At 72.9% G+C, this 23,720-nt stretch carries 19 protein-coding genes; 9 read left to right on the plus strand and 10 right to left on the minus strand.

Features of this window, described 5'->3' with window-relative positions:
- Window positions 1-69: 69 nt before the first annotated feature.
- The 4 genes from FHU30_RS27910 to FHU30_RS27930 form a co-directional block, all read right to left on the minus strand.
- The gene (locus FHU30_RS27910) at window positions 70-1,098 is read right to left on the minus strand and encodes an alpha/beta hydrolase (RefSeq protein WP_253879735.1); all 1,029 of its coding nucleotides are present in this window, start codon (window positions 1,096-1,098) and stop codon (window positions 70-72) included.
- Window positions 1,088-3,802: an MMPL family transporter gene (locus FHU30_RS27920; RefSeq protein WP_301323777.1), complete on the minus strand. Its 2,715-nt coding sequence runs from the start codon at window positions 3,800-3,802 to the stop codon at window positions 1,088-1,090. Before FHU30_RS27920 ends, FHU30_RS27910 begins: the two co-directional genes overlap by 11 nt.
- 40 nt (window positions 3,803-3,842) lie before the next feature.
- A complete protein-coding gene (locus tag FHU30_RS27925) occupies window positions 3,843-5,651 on the minus strand; it encodes a fatty acyl-AMP ligase (RefSeq protein ID WP_253879736.1) in 1,809 nt (602 codons plus the stop codon).
- Between the two features lie 296 nt (window positions 5,652-5,947).
- Window positions 5,948-6,262 (minus strand): hypothetical protein, encoded by a 315-nt coding sequence (locus FHU30_RS27930; RefSeq protein WP_253879737.1) that lies wholly within the window; start codon window positions 6,260-6,262, stop codon window positions 5,948-5,950.
- A gap of 1,578 nt (window positions 6,263-7,840) precedes the next feature.
- Here FHU30_RS27930 and FHU30_RS27935 point away from each other — a divergent pair.
- Complete coding sequence (locus tag FHU30_RS27935) at window positions 7,841-8,593, plus strand: IclR family transcriptional regulator (protein ID WP_308211409.1); 753 nt, start codon at window positions 7,841-7,843, stop codon at window positions 8,591-8,593.
- Between the two features lie 90 nt (window positions 8,594-8,683).
- On the opposite strand, the gene FHU30_RS47255 is transcribed toward FHU30_RS27935, so the two are convergent.
- The gene (locus tag FHU30_RS47255) at window positions 8,684-9,046 is read right to left on the minus strand and encodes a YkvA family protein (RefSeq protein ID WP_253879738.1); all 363 of its coding nucleotides are present in this window, start codon (window positions 9,044-9,046) and stop codon (window positions 8,684-8,686) included.
- 180 nt (window positions 9,047-9,226) lie between these two features.
- Here FHU30_RS47255 and FHU30_RS27945 point away from each other — a divergent pair, with 180 nt between their 5' ends.
- Both FHU30_RS27945 and FHU30_RS27950 read left to right on the plus strand, forming a co-directional pair.
- Complete coding sequence (locus FHU30_RS27945; RefSeq protein WP_253879739.1) at window positions 9,227-10,540, plus strand: alpha/beta hydrolase; 1,314 nt, start codon at window positions 9,227-9,229, stop codon at window positions 10,538-10,540.
- Window positions 10,541-10,641: 101 nt separating this feature from the next.
- Window positions 10,642-11,565, plus strand: a complete 924-nt coding sequence (locus tag FHU30_RS27950) for an arginase family protein (RefSeq protein WP_253879740.1) — start codon at window positions 10,642-10,644, stop codon at window positions 11,563-11,565.
- A gap of 28 nt (window positions 11,566-11,593) precedes the next feature.
- Here FHU30_RS27950 and FHU30_RS46375 read toward each other — a convergent pair whose 3' ends face one another.
- From FHU30_RS46375 to FHU30_RS27965, 3 genes are all read right to left on the minus strand, one after another.
- On the minus strand, window positions 11,594-12,196 hold the full coding sequence (locus tag FHU30_RS46375; RefSeq protein ID WP_308211410.1) for a septal ring lytic transglycosylase RlpA family protein: 603 nt from the start codon (window positions 12,194-12,196) through the stop codon (window positions 11,594-11,596).
- A gap of 495 nt (window positions 12,197-12,691) precedes the next feature.
- The gene (locus FHU30_RS27960; protein WP_253879741.1) at window positions 12,692-13,993 is read right to left on the minus strand and encodes a hypothetical protein; all 1,302 of its coding nucleotides are present in this window, start codon (window positions 13,991-13,993) and stop codon (window positions 12,692-12,694) included.
- A gap of 339 nt (window positions 13,994-14,332) precedes the next feature.
- Window positions 14,333-15,439, minus strand: coding sequence for a ferritin-like domain-containing protein (locus tag FHU30_RS27965; RefSeq protein WP_253879742.1), 1,107 nt, complete (start codon window positions 15,437-15,439; stop codon window positions 14,333-14,335).
- 227 nt (window positions 15,440-15,666) lie between these two features.
- On the opposite strand from FHU30_RS27965, the gene FHU30_RS27970 reads away from it, so the two are divergent.
- The 5 genes from FHU30_RS27970 (at window position 15,667) to FHU30_RS27990 (ending at window position 20,288) form a co-directional block, all read left to right on the plus strand.
- Window positions 15,667-16,554, plus strand: a complete 888-nt coding sequence (locus FHU30_RS27970; RefSeq protein WP_253879743.1) for an ABC transporter ATP-binding protein — start codon at window positions 15,667-15,669, stop codon at window positions 16,552-16,554.
- A 20-nt stretch (window positions 16,555-16,574) separates the two neighbouring features.
- Window positions 16,575-17,315 carry an ABC transporter permease gene (locus FHU30_RS27975; protein WP_253879744.1) on the plus strand — a complete coding sequence of 247 codons (741 nt, stop codon included), beginning with the start codon at window positions 16,575-16,577 and terminating at the stop codon, window positions 17,313-17,315.
- Window positions 17,316-17,377: 62 nt separating this feature from the next.
- Window positions 17,378-18,589, plus strand: a complete 1,212-nt coding sequence (locus tag FHU30_RS27980; RefSeq protein ID WP_253879745.1) for a sensor histidine kinase — start codon at window positions 17,378-17,380, stop codon at window positions 18,587-18,589.
- Complete coding sequence (locus tag FHU30_RS27985) at window positions 18,586-19,191, plus strand: response regulator transcription factor (protein WP_253879746.1); 606 nt, start codon at window positions 18,586-18,588, stop codon at window positions 19,189-19,191. Before FHU30_RS27980 ends, FHU30_RS27985 begins: the two co-directional genes overlap by 4 nt.
- Window positions 19,182-20,288, plus strand: a complete 1,107-nt coding sequence (locus tag FHU30_RS27990; protein ID WP_253879747.1) for a CE1 family esterase — start codon at window positions 19,182-19,184, stop codon at window positions 20,286-20,288. Before FHU30_RS27985 ends, FHU30_RS27990 begins: the two co-directional genes overlap by 10 nt.
- Window positions 20,289-20,419: 131 nt before the next feature.
- Here the strand turns inward: FHU30_RS27990 and FHU30_RS27995 are convergent, their stop codons facing one another.
- Together FHU30_RS27995 and FHU30_RS28000 are read right to left on the minus strand one after the other, a co-directional pair.
- Window positions 20,420-21,043: a TetR/AcrR family transcriptional regulator gene (locus tag FHU30_RS27995; RefSeq protein ID WP_253879748.1), complete on the minus strand. Its 624-nt coding sequence runs from the start codon at window positions 21,041-21,043 to the stop codon at window positions 20,420-20,422.
- A gap of 102 nt (window positions 21,044-21,145) precedes the next feature.
- Window positions 21,146-22,141, minus strand: a complete 996-nt coding sequence (locus FHU30_RS28000; protein ID WP_253879749.1) for a GlxA family transcriptional regulator — start codon at window positions 22,139-22,141, stop codon at window positions 21,146-21,148.
- A 71-nt stretch (window positions 22,142-22,212) separates the two neighbouring features.
- Between FHU30_RS28000 and FHU30_RS28005 the strand changes: the two genes are divergently transcribed.
- Window positions 22,213-23,652 (plus strand): MFS transporter, encoded by a 1,440-nt coding sequence (locus FHU30_RS28005; RefSeq protein ID WP_253879750.1) that lies wholly within the window; start codon window positions 22,213-22,215, stop codon window positions 23,650-23,652.
- The last annotated feature ends 68 nt before the right edge of the window (window positions 23,653-23,720 follow it).

Below are 23,720 nucleotides of genomic sequence, written 5' to 3' on the forward strand. Positions count from 1 at the left end.
GCGCACCTCACACCCGGGCAAAGGGGAAGGCGCACGGACGGGCCGTCCGTGCGCCTTCCGCAACCGCGATCAGCGAACCGGTTTCGCTCCGATCGCCTGCATCATCTGCGGCCACGCGAAGTGCATCTCGCGCTTCCAGTACGGCCAGGAGTGCCGTCCGGGCCCGTACATGTGCGCGGTGATGGGGATGTGCAGCCGCCGCGCCTGGTTCACGAAGTCCTGGACGGTCGGGTTGATGGCCTTCTCGCTCAGGTAGCCGATGTCCCACGGCGCGGTGCCGGGCTTGTCGTACGGGCCGGGCTCGCCGTTGCCCGCCGACACGTAGAACCTCGTCCCGCGGACGCTGGACAGCAGCTTCACCGGGTCGTGCGCGTCCCAGTTGGCCTGGTCGATGCGCGGGTATCCCCAGATCGCGTACGGGTCGGTGCCGGGCCGCGTGTTGGTGTACATCAGCAGCGACGGCACGCCGGGCAGGCTCATCGACAGGACGCCGCTGAAGCACGCCGCGTACTTGAACGCTCCAGGGAACCGTCCGGCATAGGTGCACGCACCCTGCGCACCAGACGAGATGCCCATGACCGCGCGGGACGCGCCCGCGTGGTAGTTCCGCTCGACGAGCTGCCGGACCTCCTTCATATGGAAGTCCTCCCAGCGCGGCTTGCCGCCCTTCCCGTAGTTGAACCAGTTCGTGTACGACCCGTTCGCGCCCTCCGGCATCACCACGATCACGCCCCACTTGGACGCGATGCTCTGGATGTCGGTACTGCGCGTCCACGAAAGGTAGTTGTCGTTCCCGCCGTGGTAGGCGTACACGACCGGCCACGCCTTGCCGGAGCCGAACTTCCAGCCCTTCGGCAGCAGCACGCGGACGTTCCGCTTCGCCCCGAGCGCGGGCGAGTTCACCGTGAAGTCGAACGCGGTCCTCGACTTGTTGAGCCACTTGTACGAGGCGATCGACGCCCCGTCGTCGGCCTTCCTGAAGGACGCCGCCCCGGCCGTCCCGGTCACCGCGAGGGGCAGCAGCACCCCCGCGATCCCGGCGGCCGCGACCGCCGCCGCTCTCCGTCTGACAACTCCGCGATACGACTCACGAGTCATCGCTCTCCTTCACGCTGCTCCAGCGCCACCCTGAACCATCGTGGTTGGGAACTATCCCACGTTTCGGACCAGAGGAAGGCGTGCTCTCCGGTTCCGGCCGTCCGCCTTCCCACGGCCGCCAGGGGCCGTGCGTGGGGTCGGGCACCGGACCGTCCGGTACCGGAGGTGTGGGGTTGGATGCGGGATTCGTGGCGGAGGGCGAAGTCTGCGGGTAAGCCCCGTTCGCCGCGGGCGGCACGCTCGGCCTGCTCGGCGCGGGCGGCACGGGACGGACGGGCGGAGCGGCGGGAGCGCTCGGGGGTTGGTGGGGCGTGGCCTGCCAGTTGACCGCGATGGGAGACGTGGACGGCTGGACCGGGCCGGGGGTGTCGGGGAGGTCGTCGCGTTCGCGCAGGTCCAGGGCGGCGTGGAGGCCCGCCAGGAAGCCGGGCAGCCACCAGTTGCCGCGGCCCATGAACCGCATCGTCGCCGGGACGAGCAGGGAGCGGACGAGCACGGCGTCCACCGTGATGGCGACGAACATGCCGACGCCGATCAGCTTGACGACGGTGATGCCCGCGGTGGCGAACCCGGCGATCACCACGAGGAACAGCAGCGCGGCGCTGGTGATGATCGAGCCGGTCTTCTGCATGCCGCGCGCGACCGCGAGCCGGTTGTCCTGGCTGCGGTCCCACTCCTCGCGGATGCGGGAGAGCAGGAAGACCTCGTAGTCCATGGACAGGCCGAACACGACGGCGAGGATGAGGATCATCGAGGTCGCCTCGACGCTGCCGGTCGGCGTGAAGTCCAGGAACCCGGCGAGGTGGCCGTACTGGAAGCCCCAGACGATCGCGCCGAACGAGGCGCCGATGGACAGCACGTTCATCACGATCGCCTTGAGCGGCAGCACGATCGAGCCGAAGAACATGAACAGCAGCAGGAACGTCCCGACGGCGACGAACAGCGCCATCTTCGGCAGCGTCCGCATGAGGCTGGACATCAGGTCCATCTGCGCGGCGGTGTTGCCGCCGACGTAGATGTGCATCGGGACGCCGTCCTTGGCGAGGGACATGCCCCTGATGGTCTTGACGAGGTTCTGGGCGTGCTCGTCCATCGGCTGGTACTTGTGCGTCACCGAGATCCGGACGCCGGGGTAGTCGCCCGCGTAGCCGGTGAACTGGGCGCCGGTCACGCCCGGCATCGCCATCAGCTTCTTGCGGAAGTCCTCCAGGAACGGCGGGATGTTGTCGCCCTTGCGCGACGGCGCCCAGTGCCGCGGGACGAGGTCGCCGGTCAGCACCACGTCGATCGGCTCGGCGGACTGGCTCGGGAACTCCTTCTGGACGGTCTGGACGACCGCGCGCGACGGACTGTCCTTCGGCAGCGCCCGCGCGTCCAGCGAACCGAACTGGACGTTCAGGAACGGTCCGAACATCACGCCGAGGACGACGAGCACGCCCGCGAAGTAGGGCAGCGGGTGCCTCATGACGTTCGTCCCGAGGCCGAACCAGAAGCCGGCGTCGGGGTCGCGGTCCGGCTTCGGGCGCCGCCAGGGCATCCGGCCGAACTCGACCTTCGGGCCGAGCAGCGCGAGCATCGTCGGCAGCAGGACGGTCGCGCCGAACACCGCGACCATCACGGTCGCGATCCCGGCGAGGCCGATCGTCCGCAGGAACATCTGCGGGAACAGCAGCAGCCCGGCGAGCGCGGCGGACACGGTGATGCCGGAGACCATGATCGTCCGTCCGGCGGTGCCGAGGGTGCGGCCGAGCGCGGCGCGCACCACGGGCTTGAGCGCGCGCTTGTACTCCTTGCGGACGTCCCGCCGGCCCGAGCGCGGCAGCGACCGGTAGCCCCTCTTCGTGGCGCGGCGCGCGGCACGGGTGGCGCCCTGCTTCCAGGGTTTCCCGGGTGGCAGCCCGGCGGCGAGCTGGCCGCGTTCCATCTCCTCGCGGAACCGGCTGATCACGAAGAGCGAGTAGTCGATCGCGAGGCCGACGCCCATCATCGTGACGACTTCGAGCGCCATCGACGTGACGTCCGCGACGTAGGTCACCAGGTGCAGGACGGCGAGGCCGCCGATGATCGAGAACAGCGCGACCACCAGCGGCAGCAGCGACGCGGTGACCGCGCCGAACAGCAGCACGAGCAGCACGAACAGCGGGATCGCGGTGATCGTCTCGGCGTGCACGATGTCCGCGACGACCCGCTCGCCGAACTCGGTGCCGAGCGGGAACGCGCCGCCGAGCCGCGTATCGAGGCCAGGGGCCTTGAGGTGGTCCTTGACCGCGAGGTAGTTGGTGTTGCGGGTCGCGTCGTCCTTCCCGGCGACCTTGATCGAGACGATCGTCTGGTGCCGGTCGCGGGAGACGAAGCTGTCGGACCCCTTCGACCCCTCGAACGTGTAGTACGTGAGGAACTGGCTGACGTTCGCCTTGGGCAGCCGCGCGACCGTGCCGACGACCGCCGCCTCGAAGCGCGGGTCGTCCACCGTCATCCGGTCGCTCTTGTAGAGGACGAGGATGTCGGGGTTGGTCTGCCCGAAGTAGCTCTGCCCCAGCTTGGCGACCAGCGTCGAGGACGCCTTGGGGTCCTCGAACCCGCCCTGCTTGAACTTGGCGAGCACGCCGGCGCCCCACGCCGCGGCGAAGAAGCTGATCAGCAGGATCAGGACAAGGCTGGTCCAGCGCTGCCGTTGGATGAGACGGCCCAGCCCCCCGAGCATGATCCTCCCGATTCGTTCGTTCCGTCCGGCTTCCGGGAGGCTACCCGCGCGCGGCCGCCCGCGCGGCCAGCTTGGCCGCCGTGGTGCCGAGCTCACCGGCGAGGTAGCGCTGCCGGGTCGCGGCCCTGGCGATCTTGCCGGACGAGGTGCGCGACACGCCACCCGGTTCGATCAGGACGAACTCGTGCACGCGCATCTCGTGCTCGACGTTGACCGCGCTCCGCACCGCGCTCTCCACCTCGGCCAGGTCGAGCCGGGCCAGCGGGACGCGCCGGTTCCGCTCCGCGACGATCACCAGGTGCTCGGTCTCCTCGCCCGGCACGGCGAACGCGGCGACGTGGTCCTCGCGGACCGCCGGGTGCGCCTCCTGGGTGGTCAGCTCCACGTCCTGCGGGTAGTGGTTGCGGCCGTCCACGATGATCAGGTCCTTGATGCGGCCGGTCACGTACAGCTCGCCCTCGTGCGCGATGCCGTAGTCGCCGGTCCTCATCCACCGCTCGGCGGGCAGGTCGCCGGGGTCGGTCAGCTGCCCGCCGAAGATCTCCTGGCTGCGCTCGGAGTTGCGCCAGTAGCCGGGCGCGGTGTTCGGGCCGTGCACCCAGATCTCGCCGACCACGCCGTCCGGCTGCTCGCGCCCGGTCTCGGGGTCGACGATCGCGACGTACTGGCCGACGGGCCGTCCGCAGGAGACCAGCGCGCTGGCGCTCTGCGCGTCCTCGGCGACCAGGACCGCGCGGCCCTGGGTCAGCGCCTCCCGGTCCACCGTGATCACCTTCGGCGGCTCGTCCTCGGCCGCCGCGGACACGAACACCGTCGCCTCCGCCAGGCCGTAGCCCGGGGCCTGCGCGCCGGGACGCAGCCCGACCGGCGCGAGCTTCTCGGCGAACGCCCGCAGCGTGGCCGGACGGATCGGCTCGGCGCCGTTCAGGCAGGTCACGAGGCCGGACAGGTCCAGCCCCTCCATCTTCTGCGGCGTCGCGTGCGCCACGACGTACTCGTAGGCGAAGTTCGGCGCGGCCGTGTAGACGTTCTTGTTCGGACGCTCGGCGATCAGCCGCATCCACCGCATCGGGTTCATGATGAACGACATCGGCTCGGTGTAGACCGCGTGCGCGCCGTTCACCAGCGGCAGGCCCAGCGTCGCGACCAGGCCCATGTCGTGGAACAGCGGCAGCCAGCTCACCAGCTCCGGCTCCGGCCGCTCCGGGTGCCAGCCCGCCCACAGCTGGCCGGCGTTCGCGGCGACGTTCCCGTGCGTGATCTCCACTCCGGCCGGACGCCGCGTCGAGCCGGACGTGTACTGGAGGTAGGCGAGGTCGTCGGGCTCGATCGGCTCATCCGTCCAGCGGTCGGCCAGGTCGAGGTCCACCTCCTCGGCGAACACGATCTCCTTCGGCCGCGGCACGTCGTGCTCGGCGAGGAACTTCTCCACCTGCGGCAGCGAGGCCCGGGACGTGACGACCACGGTCGGCTCGGAGTCGGCGTACGCGCCGATCAGCCGGTCCGCGTAGCCGGGCAGGTCCGGCGAGAACAGCGGGACCGCGACGACGTGCGAGTACATCGCGCCGAGCATCGTCATCACGTAGTCGAGCTTCTGCGGCAGCAGCAGCGCGGCGCGGTCCCCCGGCTGCGCGACCTGGCGCAGGCGGACCGCCATCGCGCGGGCGCGGCGGTCGCTCTCCCCCCAGGTCAGCGTGGTCTTGGTGCCGGACGGGTCGGCGGAGTACTCCACGAACGTCCAGGCCGGGGCGTCCGGCTTCTCCTGCGCCCAGCGGGCCAGCCGCCGGACGAGCGGGACCCGGCCGGAGCCGCCGGGCGCGAGTTCGGGAAGCAGCGAGCCCAGTGCCATGGAACCAACTCCCGGGGGATGGGCCGGACGGCGGCCCGCGGGGGCCGGACGCCGTCGGCGGACGTGCGCGCCGCCCGGCGGAACGCCGGTGTGCTCGCGGGGGAACGCCGGTGGGGTCCCTGCGGAACTCCGGTGTGTCGCGGCCGGGGGCGCCTGGGTGCGGCAAAGATCGTGCAGCGTGAAGCTACCGGATAGTAGCCGGGCCGGGCTTCCACCCCCGCGCACATTACCGCCCGGCGGCTTTGTCACTCGGGTGACAAGCCTTCATCAGCCCTGACGCACGCGTCGCCCGCAGATCAGCGCCGCCGCGCACCCGCACTCGTGGCCGCTCCGGCCGGCCCGGCCGGCCCGGCGGTCCGGCCGAGGGCGAGGCGGCGGCGCAGCAGCGACAGGCACGCCGCGCCCCACAGCAGGACGACCTCCCCGACCAGCACGACCCCGAGCACGACGGCCCAGTCCCGCGCGTCGCTGATGTCGCTGGCGGGCGACACGAGCGTCATCTGCGACTCCCCGGACGGCCCGGGGAGCGGATCGTCCGGGTTCACGGGCGCATTTTTGGTGCTGTTCAACGTCGGCAGGATCGGCCCGCTCGGGATCGACGGCATGTCCATCGGCCCCTGCTGAGCCGGCGGCGCCGGAACCGGCATCCCGGAGGGCCCGACCAGCGGAGCATGCACCCCTGACCCCGCTCCGGGCCGCCCCGGCACCCCGTCCGGCGGCGTCTCGGGCGCTACACCTTGCAGCTGCGTCCCAGGCGCCGTCCCACTCCCCCCAGGAGCCTGCGGCACACCCTGGCCACCCTGCCCCTGCATCCGCGGGGCAGTCGCCTGCTCCTGTGTCACCCCTGGTTGCTGGGGAACCACAGGTCGCTGCGGAACCGGAAGTTGCTGCGGAATCGGAGGTAGCTGAGGTGTCACCGGCCGGTGAGGCAACACTGGCTGCCGCGGCGCCACCTGCGGTCGCGGATGCCGCAGCTCCAAGCGCGGCAGCCCGTTGACCAGCGGCACATGGTCGCTGTTCGGACGCGGCGCCGGATTCTCCCCGAACATCCTGGACGGCCCGGAGGCCGGGGGCTTGTGCGCACTCGCTCCCCTCTGCGGGCGCGGGCCCGTCCTCCCCTTCGGCGCATGCTTAGGCACACCCTTAACGGCTTGGCCGGTCGGGCGCTTGGGCGGATGCTGGCCAGTCCCCTTCGGCGGGTGCGCATGCGAGCCGACCGCCGGGTGCGGGATCGCACCGGGCAGAGTGTGGACGTTCGGACCGCCCGGTTTCGGCGCGGCGGAGCCGGTCGGTGCGTGTGCGGTAGGCCCGTCCGGCGCCTGGCTGGACGAAGCGGACGGCGACTGCGCAAGCGAACCGGTCGGCACCTGCGTGCCGTCCGTGGTCGGGCTCAGCGTGAAAACGGTCCGCGCGGACGAGTTGCTAGCGCGCGCCTCAGCCGTGACGACCGGCGCACCCGCGCCGCGTCCGCCCCCGGCATCCGCGCCCCCATCACCGCGAGCGGCCTGCTCCTCGGGATCGCGCGGACTCTGGCTCTCGGAAAGGTGACGGTTCAGGGTCGCAGGGACCCGCACTTCGATCGGGAAGGTGCGGGCGGTCGGCAGATCGCCGAGCTTGCAGAGCTGGCGGACGGCGTCCGGTGCGACGGTGCAGCCGGTGCTGGGAGCGGCCCAGGTCAACGGCTGCTCGGCAGTGAGCGCAAGGATCGCGGCGCGAGCGGTTCCGCTCGACGGGCGGATTCCGATGAGGTAGCGGAGGACCAGGTCGTCCCCTTGGCGGCGTTCGCCTGTCGGCTCCGCCGTCGCGAGCAGGCGCAGGGCGCTGAGCTGCGAACTGTCCCCGGCCGTCCCGGCGCCGGAGGACGACGAGAGGCCCGGAGTTCCGGCGGTCGCGGGGCTCGGCGTAGGCGAAATGGAGCGGGCAGCGGCGGACGAGCCCGCCAAGGCGGGCGGGACCACCAGGGCGGCGCCGAGCACGGCCGCGCCGACACGGCGAGTCCTACGCAAGCGCGGGCGCGCCGCCTCGTCCCCCATCGCCGATCCTTTCCGCTGCGCCGTTTCGGTCTGGTCTCGCCGGGGGGCACCCGCTGTTATAACCGCTCGGACACGGACCGTAACCCTCCCGGCCTCTTTCGCACAGCGAAATCGAATCTCCGTAGGATTGGGGGATCGCGTGGAGAGGAGTCGCCGGTGGCGGAGGCCGTACGGTCCCTGGAACGCGCCTTCGAGCTGCTGGAACACCTGGCGGACGCGGGCGGCGAGATGGCGCTGTCGGAGCTGACCGAGGCGTCCGGCCTGCCGATGCCGACGATCTACCGGCTGATGCGGACGCTGGTGAACCACGGGTACGTCCGGCAGGAGGCGAGCAAGCGGTACGCGCTCGGGCCCCGGCTGATCCGGCTCGGCGACGGCGCGGGGCGGCTGCTCGGCTCGTGGGCGCGGCCCGCGCTGGCCCGGCTGGTGGACGAGGTCGGCGAGACCGCGAACATGGCCGTCCTGGAGGGGGACTCGGCGGTGTACGTCGCGCAGGTCCCGTCCCGGCACTCGATGCGGATGTTCACCGAGGTCGGACGGCGCGTCCTGCCGCACTGCACGGGCGTCGGGAAGGCGCTGCTCGCGCAGCTGCCCGAGTCGCGGGTGCGGGAGATCCTGTCCCGCACCGGCATGCCCGCCCGCACCTCGCACACCTTCACCGACGCGAACGCCCTGGTGGACGAGCTCGCGCGCGTCCGCGAACGCGGCTACGCCGTGGACGACGAGGAGCAGGAGGTCGGCGTCCGCTGCGTGGCCGTCCCGCTGCCGGGCGCCCCCACGCTGACCGCGTTCTCGGTGTCCGGCCCGTCCGCCCGGATGACGCACGAGGCCGTACAGGAGGTCGTCCCCGTCATGCACGCGGTAGCCGCCGGCTTCGCCGCCGACCTGGACGGCACCCCCCGCCCCTGACCACCCCCGCGCGGAGGGGGACGCGCGCGGAGGGTGGACGTGGAAAGGCCGACGGTGGCTGCCGTCGGCCGGTTCCTGGTGCGTGGTCGGTCAGTCGATGATGTCGCCGACGACGACGTTGGGGCGTCCGCCGCGTTCCCAGGCGACGTAGTCGCCGGCGGCGCGGATGAGCATGGTCGCCAGCCAGAGCGCGACGCCGGTGTCGTCCATGACGCCGACGAACGGCAGGAACTCGGGGATCGCGTCGATCGGCGAGATGATGTAGACGAGACCCAGCGCCAGCATGCCGAGGGATCCGATCGACATGCCCTTGTAGTCGCCGCGCAGGACGGACTTCAGCATCCGCGGCACGGCTCGGACCCGCTCGCCGAAGCGGGGGGCGCCGTCCTGGAGCGTCTCGCTGTAGATCTGCCACGCCTGGCCGGCCGCCGCAGCGCCTCGCTTCCCGTTCACTCGCCCTCCCGGGGTGTTCGCGGGCGGCCCGTCACCACCCGTCCCCAACTAGGACGCAATCGAGACCTATCTTGTTCCATGGCCCGATCGTGCCAGCGCGGTGATCCCAGGTGACAATTTGCTGTCTTTCGTAGACAGAGTGTGGGGATTGGGGGGCATTATCCGCCGCCCGCTGGAAACATGAAGCTCGGTAACTCCGGACTCGCGGGAGGAGCGCCGCCTCCCGTCCGTCCGCGGCACCGCCCGCCCCGGCCGCCCCCTGCGGCCCCGGGACGCGGCGGCGTCCGCGCAGGCGACCGCCGCGACCGCGAGGAGCTGACCAGGACGATGACCGCCCACGCCGCCACTCCGGACCCCCGACGGCCGTCCCCTGCACCACCGGACCGTCCGCCGAACGCCCCGCCGCCCGAGACCGAGCCGACTCCGACCGAACCCCAAGCGCCACCCTTCGCCGGATGGCCGCCCGGCGACCAGCCCGCCGCAAAGCCCGAAGCCGAGCAGGCCGCCAAGGGACCGGCGCGTGCCCAGACGGCCGAACCCGCGTCCAGCGGGCCGGGGCCCGCGGAGATGGAGGCGGACGGGGGCGGTTCGCCCCGGCGTGGGGTGGAGTTGGCTTGGCCGGTTCGGGGGGCGGCGGCCGGGGTCGGGTACATCGCGTTGCCGCCGACGACCGTGGACGCGCGGGCCAGCGGGCCCACGCGGCTGATCGTGGCGTGGCCCGGTTTCGATCCGCCGCGGGCGGCGGGCGCCATGGCGGCGGCGGTGCCGATGACCGGGGTGCCGACCTGGCGGGTGTTCCTGGACCTGCCGCAGGCGAGCGATCCGGCGGGCGGGTTGCCGACCGGGCTGGGTTCGCAGATGTTCCTCTCGGACGCCGGGGTGACGGCGTTCGGGACGGCCGTCGAGCAGGGCGCCGAGCGGCTGCCCGCCGTCCTCGCGGAGTTGCGGCGCGATCTGGGCGTCCCGGAAGGTCCGGTGGCGCTGGCCGGGTTCTCGGCGGGCGCGGCGGTGGTGCTGCTGGCGCTTGCCAGGCAGGACGTGCAGGTCAGCACGGCCGCATTGATCGCGCCGGTGGTGTCGCCCGCGCGGGCGGCGCGTTCGGTGGAGAAGCGCTCGGGGCGGGAGCGGTCCTGGAGCCCGGCGGGCGTCGCGCTGGCCGAGCGCCTCGACCTCTCCGAACACGCCGGACGGATCGCCGGAGCGGGCGCGGCGCTGCTGCTGATCGGCGGCGCGCGGGACCGGATCGTCCCGGCCGCCGAGGTGACGGCGCTGCGCGACCTGCTGTCCCGGTGCGGCGCGAAGACCGTGGAGGCGGCGACGTTCCGGATGGCGCACGCGCTCGCCGCCGAGCCGGGCCTGGAGGCGCGCCCGCCGATCACCGAGGCCGTCCGCGTGGACGGCGTGCTCACCGACTGGTTCCGGGAGCGGCTGGCCGAGCCGACGACCCGGACGACCCCGCCGGTGTCCCTGCACCTGACCGGCAGCTCGTCCTGACCCGACGCCTGCTCGCGGTGGGTCGACGGGTGGGGCGGGCGGTCGCTACGCTGATCTTCAACACCGGCTAAAGGGTTTAGATGGTGTCTTGGAGGCGCGGGATGGCTCGTCGGGTGTCGTTGCTGGACGCTCCGTCCAATATTGGGCTGAGGCCGCTGTACGAGGGGCACGTGCCGGGGGTGCGGCGGCTGCCCGAGGCGCTGCGCGCGCATGGGCTCGCCGAGAAGCTGGATGCCGAAGAGGCCGGACGCGTCGAGGCGCCGGGCTATGCGGTCGTCCCGGATCCGGTCACGGGGTATCGGAACGGGCAGGCTCACATCGCCTACACGGCACAGTTGGCCGACCGTGTCGCCGAGTTGCTCGATGACGGGCGGTTCCCGCTCGTCCTCGGCGGGGACTGCGGGGTGCTGCTCGGACCGCTGCTGGCGCTGCGGCGGCGCGGAACGTACGGGCTCGCCTACCTTGACGGGCACGCCGACTACGCCCCGCCGCGCGACCGCGCGAAGGCGCACGGTGTCCGCAACGTAGCGGGGTACGCCCTGCGCATCGCCACCGGGCACGGCGCGGACGGCCTAGCCGACCTGGACGGCCTGCGCCCCTTCGTCGCCGAGGAGCGGGCCGTCGCGCTCGGGTACCAGTGGGAGCCGGAGGACCACGGCGTCCTGGCGTCCGAGGAGTTCGACGCGTCGGCGATCACCCGCCTGTCCAGCGCGGACATCCGCGCGCGCGGCGGGAAGGACGCGGGCGCGGCGGCCCTGGACGTGCTGGAGGACGCCGCGTCCGACGGCTTCTGGATCCATCTGGACGCGGACGTCCTCGACCGGAGCGTGATGCCGGCCGTCGACTCGCCGAACCCGAACGGGCTGTCCCTCGACGAGCTCTCCGACCTGCTGGAGGTCCTCCTGTCGAGCCCGCGCGCGGTCGGCATGAACGTCTCGATCTACGATCCGGACGTGGACCCGGACGGCACGGCGGGGGCGGCGCTCGTCGGGGTGCTCGCCCGCGCCTTCAGCCGCGGCGGCTAGCGCGAGGGTTCGTTCGGGTGCGCGAGGGTCAGCCGCGGGAGAGGACCTCGTAGCGGACGGGGATGACGCCCGCGCCCATGCCGTCCACCGCCTTCATCGCGGCGGTCGAGAGGTCCAGGCAGCGCCCGCCGACGTAGGGTCCGCGGTCGTTGATGCGGACGATGACGGACTCGCCGTTGTCCTTGTTGGTGACGCGGACCTTGCTGCCGAAGGGGAGCGTCTTGTGCGCGGCGGTCAGCGCGTTCGGGTTGAACGGCTCGCCGCTGGCGGTCTCCTGCCCCTCGCCGTACGAGGACGCCTCGCAGCTGCCGCTGGAGACCACGTTGTAGGTCTTCTTTTTCGGCTTCGGCTTGGGCGAGTCGCTGGTCTTCACCGGCTTCGGAACCGGCGGACGGGGCTCGCCGCGGCTGGCGCGGCTCGGCGTGGTCCGCGGCGCGTCGGCCAGCGGGGTCTGGGTGCTCTGGGGCTGCGTCGGCGGCGTCGCGAGCTGTCGCGTCTGGGCCGCGTTCGCCGATCCGCCGGAGCCGCCTCCCATCAGCAGCGCCGCCGCGCCGGCCGCGAGGACGGCGACCGCGACGCCCGAGGCGACGAGCAGGGTGCGAAGGCGGATCTTCGGGCGATGCTTACCCACGGAGAAGTCCTTTGATCGGGGACAGGACCCCGGACACCCGGTGCGCCGCTTTTCGGGCACAGTTCTCCGCGCACGCGGGCAGGACTCACTCCTGGTCGCGTGCCCCGCGGGATCTGCTGCTACGAGGGATGCTCCGCCTCGTGGCCGGTTCTCGGCACCGGTGGTTCGACGCGTCCGCCAACATGCGGACCGGGCGTCCGGCGGTGCGGCTCCCGGCCATCTTCAGTTGGAAGAACCACAGCGATCTCAGATGGGGCCGCACACAAGTCCTTGACCGTACGGCTTGATCGGCTTTACGCAAGCGAAAGCCCGGAGTTTGTGGGGTTTGTCACCCCGATTTTGTCGCAGCGAAGTGGATCTAGTGCGCTGCGTCAAGATTCCGTTGGCCAATCTCGGCGGGATAACAACCGTGTAATTCACTCCCCCGGACATGCGGACGGGACGCCCGCGCCGGTGTGGCGCGGACGTCCCGCGGGGGTTGCGGACGCTGCCCGGTCAGGCGGTCTTCTCCCTGTTCAGGCCGGGGAGGTGGACGGTCGCCGGGCCGTGCGGGCCGGTCAGCCGCTGCAGCACGTCGCCCACGACGGGCACCGGCACCGGGGCGGGAGCCGGAGCCGGAGCGGCGGCGGGACGAGCGTCCCGGACGCGCTGGCCGGGGAGGATGCCGCCGGCGCCGCCGGGGAGCAGGTTGCCCGGCAGGAGCTGGCCGTTCGAGCCGGGCGTCCCGAGGGTGTTGCCGCCCTTGGTCAGCCCGTTCAGGACGTTGTTGACCGGGTTGTTGTCGGCCGGGGCGCTGGTGTGCCGGACGCGGTCGACCGGGAAGCCGGCCGGGTTCGGCACCGGCAGCGGGAGCGGCACGGGCAGGCCGGGGACCAGGGACGTCACGCCGCTCAGGTTGCTCAGGGCGTCGAAGCCCGGCAGCGGCGGCGCCATCCGCGAGGCCCGCTCGGCGGACGGAACCGCCCGCTCGGCCGACGGGACGGCCCGGTCGGCGCCGGGGACGGTCTGCGGACGGCCCGGGACCGCCGGCATGTTCGGCAGGTTCGGCTCGGTCATCGGCTGGCCCTTGAGCAGCTGCGTCACCTTGCGCAGGTCGGCGAGGACGGTGCCGAGCCCGGGCCCGCCGATGTCCTTGGCGCCGGCCGGGCGCGGGCCGGTTCCGCGGGTGCCGGACGGCGCCGTCGCGGCGTCCCGCAGCCGGAACGGGATCGGGTTCGGACGGCCGGTCAGCTGCGAGACCAGGCCGCTCACCACGCCGGGCTGGGCGACGGGCGGCGACGCGGTGCGGGTGGTGCCGGTGGTGCGGGCGGTGCGGGCGTTCGGCGCGACGGCGCCGGTGGCACCGGCGGGCAGGGCCTTGCCGAGCGCCGGGAGCGGCACGTCCGGGAGGCTGACGGGGAGGTCGGTGTCCTGCGGCAGGCCGAGCGAGGACGCGAGCCGCTCCGGCAGGCCCACGCGGACGTGCCCGGCGGGCTTCGGCTCGGCGGCGCGGCGCGGGGCGTCGGCGCGGCGCAGCCCGGCGCCCGGGTTCGGCAGGCCGAGACCGCCCGAGCCGGCGTTCGGGAGGCCGAGGCCGCCCGCGCCCGCGGTCGGGTTGGTGAGGCCGAGGCCGCCGGCGGTCTGGTCGACCGTCCGGGTGAGGCCGGCGACGGCGCCCTTCACGTCGGCGACGTTGCCGAGGCCGGTGTCGGCCGGGCGCGCCTGGCCGGCGGACGCCGGACCGGCCAGGCCGGCCAGCGCGACGGCGAGTGGCGCGATCGCGGTGGCTCTGAGCAGGCTGCGCGCGGATCGGTTCATGCTTTCCCCCCGGGAATCGGATTGACCCTGCACTGGCGGGCCACGGAATCGGCCGCCGCTGTGCCGTCCGGTGGCGTGCACCGGTTTCCGGTCGGGGACGTTAGTACAGCCGGAGCCCGCGCACAGCGAATTCGGAAATCCATTGCCCGCGACGAAAAAGATCAATAGGAATGGACGCGGGACCGGGCGCCCGTCCGTTTTGCCAGGACATGCGGCACCATATCCTCCCGGTTCACCAAGGCCATTTGGCGAACTTCTGACAGGAAAAGCGAAGCGGGGGCGCCGGACCGGCGCCCCCGCTTTTTTACCGTCCTTACCCGGACTCTGCCTTCGCCGGTCTCAGCCCTCGCCGCCGAGGGCGATGGCCTCGTCGACCTCGGCACTGCGGGCCGCGAGCTCCTGCTCGTACCGCTCGCGGTCGACGGCGTCGGCGATGTCCTCGTCCTGCTTCATCAGCGCTTCGAGATCGGCCTTGGCGTTGTCGAGCACGCCCATGTCGAGGTAGGCGGCCTGCACCTTGTCGCCCCACAGCCCGACGTCCTTCACACACGGGACGATCCGGCTGAACAACAGCGACTGGTAGAGGGTGTACATGTCGGAGTTGTCGACGTACTCCATGCACTTGTCGACCGGCATCCCGAGCTGCTCGAAGACCTCCCGGCCCTTGAACCGGTCGCGCATCAGGTAGCAGCCCTCGACGACGAACTCCTCGCGCTCGGCGCGCTCCTTGGTGGTGAGTTCGGCGTAGTAGTCGCGCAGCGCGAGCCGGCCGAACGCGACGTGCCGCGCCTCGTCCTGCATCACGTACGCGAGCAGCTGCTTGACCAGCGGGTTGGTCGACATGTCCCGGTACAGCCCGAACGCGGCGAGCGCGAGGCCCTCGATGAGCACCTGCATCCCGAGGTAGGGCAGGTCCCAGCGGGAGTCCTCCAGCGACTCGGCGAGCAGCTTCGCCAGGTCCTGGTTGATCGGGTAGTAGGTGCCGATCTTCTCGCGCAGGAACCGCGCGTACAGCTCGACGTGCCGCGCCTCGTCCATCGTCTGGGTGGCGGCGTAGAACTTGGAGTCCAGGTCCGGGACGGACTGGACGATGCGCGCCGACACGTTCAGCGCGCCCTGCTCACCGTGCAGGAACTGGCTGAACAGCCACGCGCCCTGGTGCCGTCCGAACTCGTCCTTCTCGGCCTGCGACATCCGGTCCCAGATCTCCGAGCCGAACAGCGGGTTGAACTGGTCGGGCAGCCCCGCGACGTTGTTCGGATCGACCTCCAGGTCCCAGTCGATGCGTTTCTGCGCGTCCCACTGCTTGTCCTTGCCCTTCTGGTACAGGTTCAGCAGCCGGTCGCGCCCGTCGTCGTACTCCCAGGTGAACCGGGCGTCGCCCGACATGGGCACGTCCCAGGTCTCCTTGGGGACGGACGAGACGTAGAAGTCGTACGAGGTCATGCGTGCCAACCTCCCGGGACAGGCGTCCCCCCGGCCTCGGCTCGGCCGCGGGACGGCGCGGGGTGGTGCCGCCCACCGCTTTACATCCCTTCGTAACATGTAAAGCCCGCCGGGAACAGACCCATTCACTCCGCCCGGAACCCGGGCGAGGGCCATGACAAAAGTCACCGCGGGCTCGCGACAACCTTCACTAACCCGATGACCTGCGCATTTCTAGCGTTGACGGCATGGACGCCATCACCCTCACCGATGTCGCGAAGAGCTACGGACCGGTCCGCGCGGTCGCGCCGCTGGACCTGACCGTCCCGGCCGGGCAGGCGCTCGCCCTGCTCGGCCCGAACGGCGCGGGCAAGAGCACCACGATCTCAATGCTGCTCGGCCTCGCCCGCCCCGACTCCGGCCGCGTCGCGGTCTTCGGCGACGACCCGCTCACCGCCGTCGCGCGCGGACGCGTCGGCGCGATGCTCCAGGACGGCGCGCTCGTCGAGGGGCTGACCGTCCGGGAGGTCGTCGGGTTCGTCCGCGGCCTGTACCCCGAGCCGCTGCCGCTCGACGAGATCCTCGCGACCGCGGACCTCACGGAGGTCGCCAAACGCCGCGCGGACAAGCTCTCCGGCGGGCAGCGGCAGCGCGTCCGGTTCGCGATGGCGATCGCGGGCGGGCCGCGACTCCTCGTCCTGGACGAGCCGACCGCCGCGATGGACGTCGGGTCGCGCCGCACGTTCTGGACCAGCATGCGCGCCTACGCCGCGGGCGGCCGGACGATCCTGTTCGCCACCCACTACCTGGAAGAGGCGGACGAGAACGCCGACCGGATCGTGGTGATGGCGCGCGGCGGCATCGTCGCCGACGGCTCCGGCGCCGAGATCAAGTCCCGCGCCGGGACCCGGACCGTCCGGTTCACCCTCGGCGACCAGCCCGCCGCCGGGCTGGACCGGCTGCCGGGCGTCACCGGCGTCGAGATCCGCGGCACCTCGGCCGTCCTGACCAGCACCGACGCCGACGCGACGACCGCCGCGCTGTACCGCACCGGGCTGGCCGTCCGGGACCTGGAGGTCCGCGGCGCGGGCCTCGAAGCCGCCTTCCTCGACCTCACCTCCCCCGACCACTCCTGACCACCGGAAGGGATCTTTCGATGCTCGCCTACCTGCGCCTTGAGATCGTGCGGATGTTCCGCGACCGGCGCTTCACGTTCTTCACGCTCGCCGTCCCCGTGGCCTTCTACCTGCTGTGGGCGAACGTCTTCGATGACGGCGGCCGCGACCCGGCGACCGGTCTGGACGCGCGGACCTACCTGATGGTGTCGATGGCCTCGTTCGGCGCGATCGGCGCGGCGCTGTCGTCGACCGGGCAGCGGTTCGCGGCCGAGCGCGCGTCCGGCTGGCTGCGCCAGCTGCGGACCACGCCGCTGCGGCCGACGGCGGTGGTGGCCGCCCGGACGGTCGCCGCGATGGTCCTGGCGCTGCCCGCGATCCTGCTGGTCAGCCTGGTCGCGGTGGCCTTCCAGGGGGTGCGGGTCGACCCGCTGCACTGGCTGGCGATGGTCGCGCTGATGTGGCTCGGGGCACTGCCGTTCGCCGCGCTGGGCATCCTGATCGGCAGCCTGGTCGGCCCGGACGCGGCGCAGCCGGTGACACTCGGCTGCTACTTCGCGCTGTCCATCATGGGGGGATTGTGGATGCCGACCGACCGGCTGCCGTCCGGGCTGCGCGCGATCGCGGGCTGGACGCCGTCCAACCGGTTCGGGTCGCTGGGCTGGACGCTGGTCTCCGGACACGTGCCGTCCGCGACCACCGGCCTGGTGCTCGCGGGCTGGACGGCCGGGCTGGTCGGGCTGGCGGTCCCCGCGTACCGACGTACCATGCGGGCGAGCTGAGCGAGAGGAGCGCAGCACGAAATACTGGACATGACAGGCGATACCCACCACGGAAGCGAGCGATGAACCGGCTGTTCAAGGAGACGATCGACGGCGAGGACCCGGGGAGGTCCCGGCTGCGCCGCGCGTTCTGGGCCGCGTTCGGGCTGGTCTACATCGTTCCGCTGGTCAAGGTCATCGCCGGGTACCACGGGTCGCGGCTGGTCCTGGCGGTCCTCGCGCTCGTGCTGTTCGTCGCGGTCTACGTGGCGACTCCGCTCACCATGTCCAGCTGGATGCTCCCGGCGAGCCGCCGCACCTACGTGCTGTTCGGCGTCTTCGCGGCGCTGTGCGCCGGGCTGCCGCTCGCGTTCGGCCACGAGTGGGTCGGGATGCCGATCTACCTGGCCATCATCGCCGCGATGACGCTGCCGCTGCGGGTCGTCCCGTACGCGATCGCCGCCTCGGCCCTGCTCGGCTCGGCGCAGTGCCTCCTGCTGGACGTCGGCCGCGGCGGACTGCTCACGATCACCATGACCGCGCTGTCCATCGGCCTGTTCATGTTCGCCTTCCGGCACGCGCGGACGCTCGTCCAGCAGCTGCGCGAGGCGCGCGCCGAGACCACCCGGCTCGCCGCCGCGAACGAGCGGCTGCGCATCGCCCGCGACCTGCACGACCTGCTCGGCCACAGCCTGTCGCTGATCGTGCTGAAGAGCGAGCTGGCCCGGCGGATGGCGCCGCGCGACGTGGACCGCGCCATCGCCGAGGTGAACGACATCGAGTCGGTGGCGCGGGAGGCGCTCCGCGACGTCCGCGCGACGATCTCGGGGTACCGGCGCCGGGACCTGACCGGCGAGCTGGACGGCGCCCGGGCGGTGCTCACCGCCGCCGGGATCGAGCCGGTCGTCCGCACCTCCGGCACCCCGCTTCCGGACGAGGCGGACAGCCTTTTCGGCTGGGCCGTCCGGGAGGCGGTGACCAACGTCGTCCGGCACTCGCGGGCCCGCCGCTGCGAGATCGACGTCCGCCGCGAGCCGGACGCCGCCGTGCTCACCGTCACCGACGACGGGACGGCGACCGAGGCGTCCTTCGCGCCGGGCAACGGCCTCACCGGCCTCGCCGAGCGGATGGAGTCGGCGGGCGGGACGGTGACCGCACGGCCGCGCCCGTCCGGCGGGTTCGGCGTGGCCGTCCGGCTCCCGCTCTCCCCTGCCGACGCGGCGGGCGCGGCGCCCGAACCCGGTTCGTCCGGCGGCGGCGGGGGCACCCGACCGGCAGTAGGGTCTGCGTCGTGATCCGGGTGATGCTGGCCGAAGACCAGGGCATGGTGCGCGGCGCCCTGGCCACGCTGCTCGGCCTGGAGGACGACCTGGAGGTGGTCGCCGAGGCCGCGGGCGGCGCCGAGGCGGTGCTGGTCGCCGAGCGCGAGCGGCCCGACGTCGCTCTCCTCGACATCGAGATGCCCGGCAAGGACGGCCTGGCCGCGGCGGCGGAGATCCGCGCCGCCGTGCCGTCCTGCCGGGTGATGATCCTGACCACATTCGGCCGCCCCGGATACCTGCGCCGCGCCATGGAGGCCGGCGCTTCGGCGTTCCTGGTGAAGGACAGCCCGGCGAGCGACCTCGCCGCCGCGATCCGCCGCGTCGTCGCGGGCGAGCGCGTGATCGACCCGAACCTCGCCGCCGCCGCGCTCAGCGCGGGCCCGAACCCGCTGTCGCCCCGCGAGCGGGACGTGCTGACCGCCGGCGCGGACGGCTCGACCATCGCCGACATCGCGTCCGGCCTGCACCTGTCGGAGGGCACGGTCCGCAACTACCTCTCGTCCGCGATCACCAAGGTGGGGGCCCGCAACCGGATCGAAGCCGTCCACACCGCCCGGGCGCAGGGATGGCTCTGACCCCCCGAGCCCGGCCGCGCGGGCCCTCCCGCGCCATCGCGCTGCTGTGCGCGCTCGGCGTGCTGGCGGCCGGATGCCACGGCGACCCCGGGACGATCAAGGCCGAGCCGGTCGGGCCCGCCCCGCCGGTCCCGCGCTGGGCCAGCATCGGCTGCACCGGCGGGACGCTGACCACCGGACGGCACCGGTTCCAGGGCCGCGACTTCCTGGTGAAGACGCCCGACCAGCCCAAGCAGGAGCCGCAGGACCCGCAGGACCAGAGCCCCGCGCCGCTGATCCTCGACCTGCACGGGCTGAACTCGTCCGGGTTCGAGCAGGCGGTCTACGGGCGGCTCGCCGACGCGGGCGCGGCGCGCGGCTTCACCGTCGTCGAGCCCGACAGCGCGTCCGGCCGCGCCGGCTGGAAGCTGCCCGGCATGGCCGACGGCGACGCGGACATCGGCTACGTGGGCGCACTGCTCGACCACCTGGAGAAGGGCCTGTGCCTGGACCGCCGCCGCGAGTACGCGGCGGGCTTCTCCAACGGCGCGGGCCTCGCCGCCGCGCTGGTCTGCGGCCTCGGCGGGCGGCTCGCCGGCGTCGCCGCCGTCTCCGGCCTCAACCTGGCCCGCCCCTGCCCGCGTCCCGCGCCGACGACGATCGTCGCCTTCCACGGCACGGACGACCCGGTCGTTCCGTACGACGGCGGCGAACCGTTCGGCGGGAACCGCGCGCAGGTCCCGTCCTGGATGGCCCCTTCGGACGGCTCGTTCGACCTGCCGTCCGTCGCGTCCGCGGCGGCGGCCTGGGGACGCGCGTTCAGCTGCGCCACCTCGACCTCGGCGGACGCGGCGTCCGGCGTCCGCCGCCGCTCCTGGACGGGCTGCCGCCGCGACGCCCGCGTCGACCTCTACACCGTCTCCGGCGCGGGCCACGCCTGGCCGGGCTCGTTCGCCGTGGGGGCCGGCGCGTCCACCAAGAAGATCGACGCGACCGCCGTCACCCTGGACGCCTTCGCCACCGGCACCGGCCGCTGGCACGGCCGCCACGAGTTCCCCAGCCCCGACATCACCGGCGCCAACGGCGACCGCTCCCCCTACACCGCCACAACTCCCTGACCCGCTGGCCACAAGGCCGCACGCCGCGAGGGCGGACTTTGCGTGGCGGACGTTGCTGAGGCGGACGTTGCTGAGGCGGACGTTCGCGGAGCCAGACGCCACGAAGCCGGACGTCGCGGGCGGGCGGTGGGTCAGCCGGCGGTGATGTGGTCGGCGAGGTAGCCGTGGATGAGCCGCTCGGCCTCGGCCAGTATCGCGGGGTCGCCCGCGGGGTCGCGGCGGAAGGCGAGCTTGAGCACGGCATCAGCGGCCTCGACGGCGATGGCCAGCGCGGTGGCCAGGCCGGGCGTCTCGGCGACGCCGAAGGTCTCCACGATCAGCTCGCGCAGCCGGGCCGCGACGACCGAGTTGTTCTCGGCCGCCTCGTCCAGCAGCCGGACGTCGGCGACGTCGCCGAACCGCAGGACGCGGAAGCCCGGCACCGAGCGGTGCATGCCGACGAAGATCTCGATGATCGCGCCGACCGTGTCGGACCAGTCGTCGAAGCCGCCCTGGCCGAGCCGCTCGGACACCCGCCGCTCGAACTCCTCCAGGTTGCGGAGGGCGAGCGCCTGCGCGACCGCGCGCTTGTCCGGGAAGAACTGGTAGACCGAGCCGATCGCGACCTCGGCGCGCTGCGCGATGCGCGTCGTGGTGAGCCCGTCGTAGCCGTCCTCGTCGAGGATCTCCGCGCAGGCGTCCAGCATGCGCTGCACGCGTTCGGCGCTTCGGCGCTGGGCGGGGCGGCGGCGGAGCGGCGTTCGGATCTCGGTCACGTCCCCATTCTCTCTCGTCCGCGCGGTGCCCGGTCATCCCGACGTGATGATCCGTCGCCGCGGAAGCCCGCTCTCGCCGACGCGGTCAGGCCCTATCCCCGTTCATGCCGGGACCGATTCGCGGGTGCGGTGGGCCCGGCGGTACTCGCTCGGGGAGACGCCCATCTCGCGCGCGAAGTGGGCGCGCAGGTTCGGGGCGCTGCCGAGGCCGCACCGGGCGGCGACGGCGTCCACCGGCAGGTCGGTGCGTTCGAGCAGCTCGCGGGCGCGCAGGACGCGCTGGGTCAGCAGCCAGCGCAGCGGCGTCATGCCGAGCTCGGAGTGGAAGCGCCGGTGCAGCGTCCGGACGGTCAGCCCCGCGCGGGACGCGAGGTCGGCGATGGTCAGCGGGTCGTGCAGCCGCTCGACCGCCCAGTCCAGGACGGGGCCGAGGCCGTCGGCGCAGCGTGCGCGCGGGATCGGCGCCTCGACGTACTGCGCCTGCCCACCGGACCGGTGCGGCGGGACGACCATCTGCCGCGCGACCGCCGTGGCCGCCTCCGCGCCCAGATCGTGCCTGATCAGGTGCAGGCAGAGGTCGATCCCGGCGGTGTTGCCGGCGCCCGTGAGCAGGTCGCCGTGGTCGTGGTACAGGACGGACTGGTCGACGATCACGCGCGGGAACCGGCGGGCCAGCGTCTCCGCGTGCTTCCAGTGGACGGCGGACGCGCGTCCGTCCAGCAGCCCGGCGGCGGCGAGCACGAACCCGCCGGAGCACAGCGAGACGATCCGGGCGCCGCGCCCGTGCGCCTCGCGCAGCGCGCCGAGCAGCGTCTCGGACGGGTCGCGGGACACGTCGGCGGTCGCCGGAACGATGATCGTGTCCGCCTCGCGCAACGCGTCCAGGCCGTGCGATGCCTGCACGCCGAACAGGCCGGGCAGGTCGTGGTGCCCGGACGAGCCGCGCATCGGCACGTGCCGGGGCCCGCCCTCCGCGCAGACCCGCAGGTCGTACCAGGGGCCCTGGTGCCCGGGCGGCGGCGTGCCGAACAGCTGGCACGGGATGGCCACCTCGAACACCGGCATGTCGTCCATCACGACGATCGCGAGAACCCGCATGGCAGGAATCTAGCGCATCGTGTCATTTCTGCCACTCGTCCGTGATCGTGCGCCGACCCGAGGCTTGGATCATGAACACTTCGCTGGCGGGGGCACCCGCCGTCCCGGCCCCTCCCGAGACCGCCTCCCCCGGCCGGAGGTGGTGGGTGCTCGGCGTCGCGTCGGTGGCCCAGTTCCTGGCGATCCTCGACCTGTTCGCGGTCAACATCGCCTTCCCCGCCCTCCGGGACGGATTCGGCGGAGCCTCCCTCGCGGACGTCTCGTGGGTGCTGAACGCGTACACGATCGTGCTGGCCGCGCTGCTCGTCCCTGCCGGACGGATCGCGGACGACGCCGGACGGCGCCGGGTCTTCCTGATCGGCATGGCCCTGTTCGGCGCGGCGTCCGTCGCCTGCGCGGCGGCCCCGACGCTCGGCCTGCTGATCGCGGCCCGCGTCGTCCAGGCCGCGGCCGGGGCCCTGCTGATCCCGACATCGCTCGGCCTCGCGCTACCCGCCTTCCCGCGCCGCGAGCACCCGACGGTCATGGGCATCTGGACGGCGGTCGCCGCGGCCGGCGCCGGCTGCGGCCCCGTCCTAGGCGGCCTGCTACTCCTCGCCGGCTGGCGCTGGATCTTCCTGATCAACCTCCCCGTAACCCTGGCCGCCCTAGCCCTAGGCCGCCGCCTCCTAACCCCCGACCACCCGACCACCCCTGAACGACCCGACCCCACCACCCCGGACGGACGCGAACGAGGCGCCCCGGAACGGCGGCCGCTGGACCTGCAAGGGGCGGCGCTGCTGCTCGCGACCGCCGGGACGCTGACCGCGCTGCTCACGCAGGGCACGGGCTGGGGCTACCCGTCCGTCCCGACGATCTTCAGCGCCGCGCTGCTCACCGTGCTCGTGCCGCTGCTCGCGGCGCGGCTCATGCGGGCGCGCGACCCGATCATCGACCCGGCGCTGTTCCGGAACCGGACGTTCGCGATCGCGGTCACCGGAGTCTGGCTGTACTACCTCGCCTTCGCGGCCGGACTGCTCTCGACGACCCTGTACTTCACGCAAGTTCTGCACTGGTCGGCGGTCACGGCGGCGCTGGCCCTCGCGCCCGTCCCGCTGGCCTGCATGACGCTGTCCCCCTTCTCCGGACGCGTCGTCGCGCGCATCGGCGGACGCGTCTCGGCCGTCCTCGGCGGGCTCACCCTCGCGGTCGGCGCGGCCTGGTGGGCAACCGGCATCGGCGCCGGATACGCGCTCGGCTACCTGCCCGGCGCGATCCTGTTCGGCGCGAGCACGGCACTGCTCCAGCCACCGCTCTTCGGCGCGTCCACCGCCCTGCCGGGCGACCAGATCTCGCTCGGCTCGGCCGTCCTGATGACCACACGGCAGATCGCATCCGCGCTGGGCGTGGCCGTCCTCACATTCGTGCTGGGCACCCGTCCACTGGACGCCGACTACCGCCTCGGCTGGACCCTCATGGCCGCCGCAGGCATAGCCGCCGCCGCAGCCTGCCTAGCCTTCCGCCGCGACTAACCCGCACGGACATCAACCACACGCAACTCAAACACCCAGGCCAAACAAGCGCAGCACGGCCCGGCGCA

Origin of the sequence: Actinomadura rupiterrae (assembly GCF_024172125.1) — a bacterium.
GTDB lineage: Bacteria > Actinomycetota > Actinomycetes > Streptosporangiales > Streptosporangiaceae > Spirillospora > Spirillospora rupiterrae.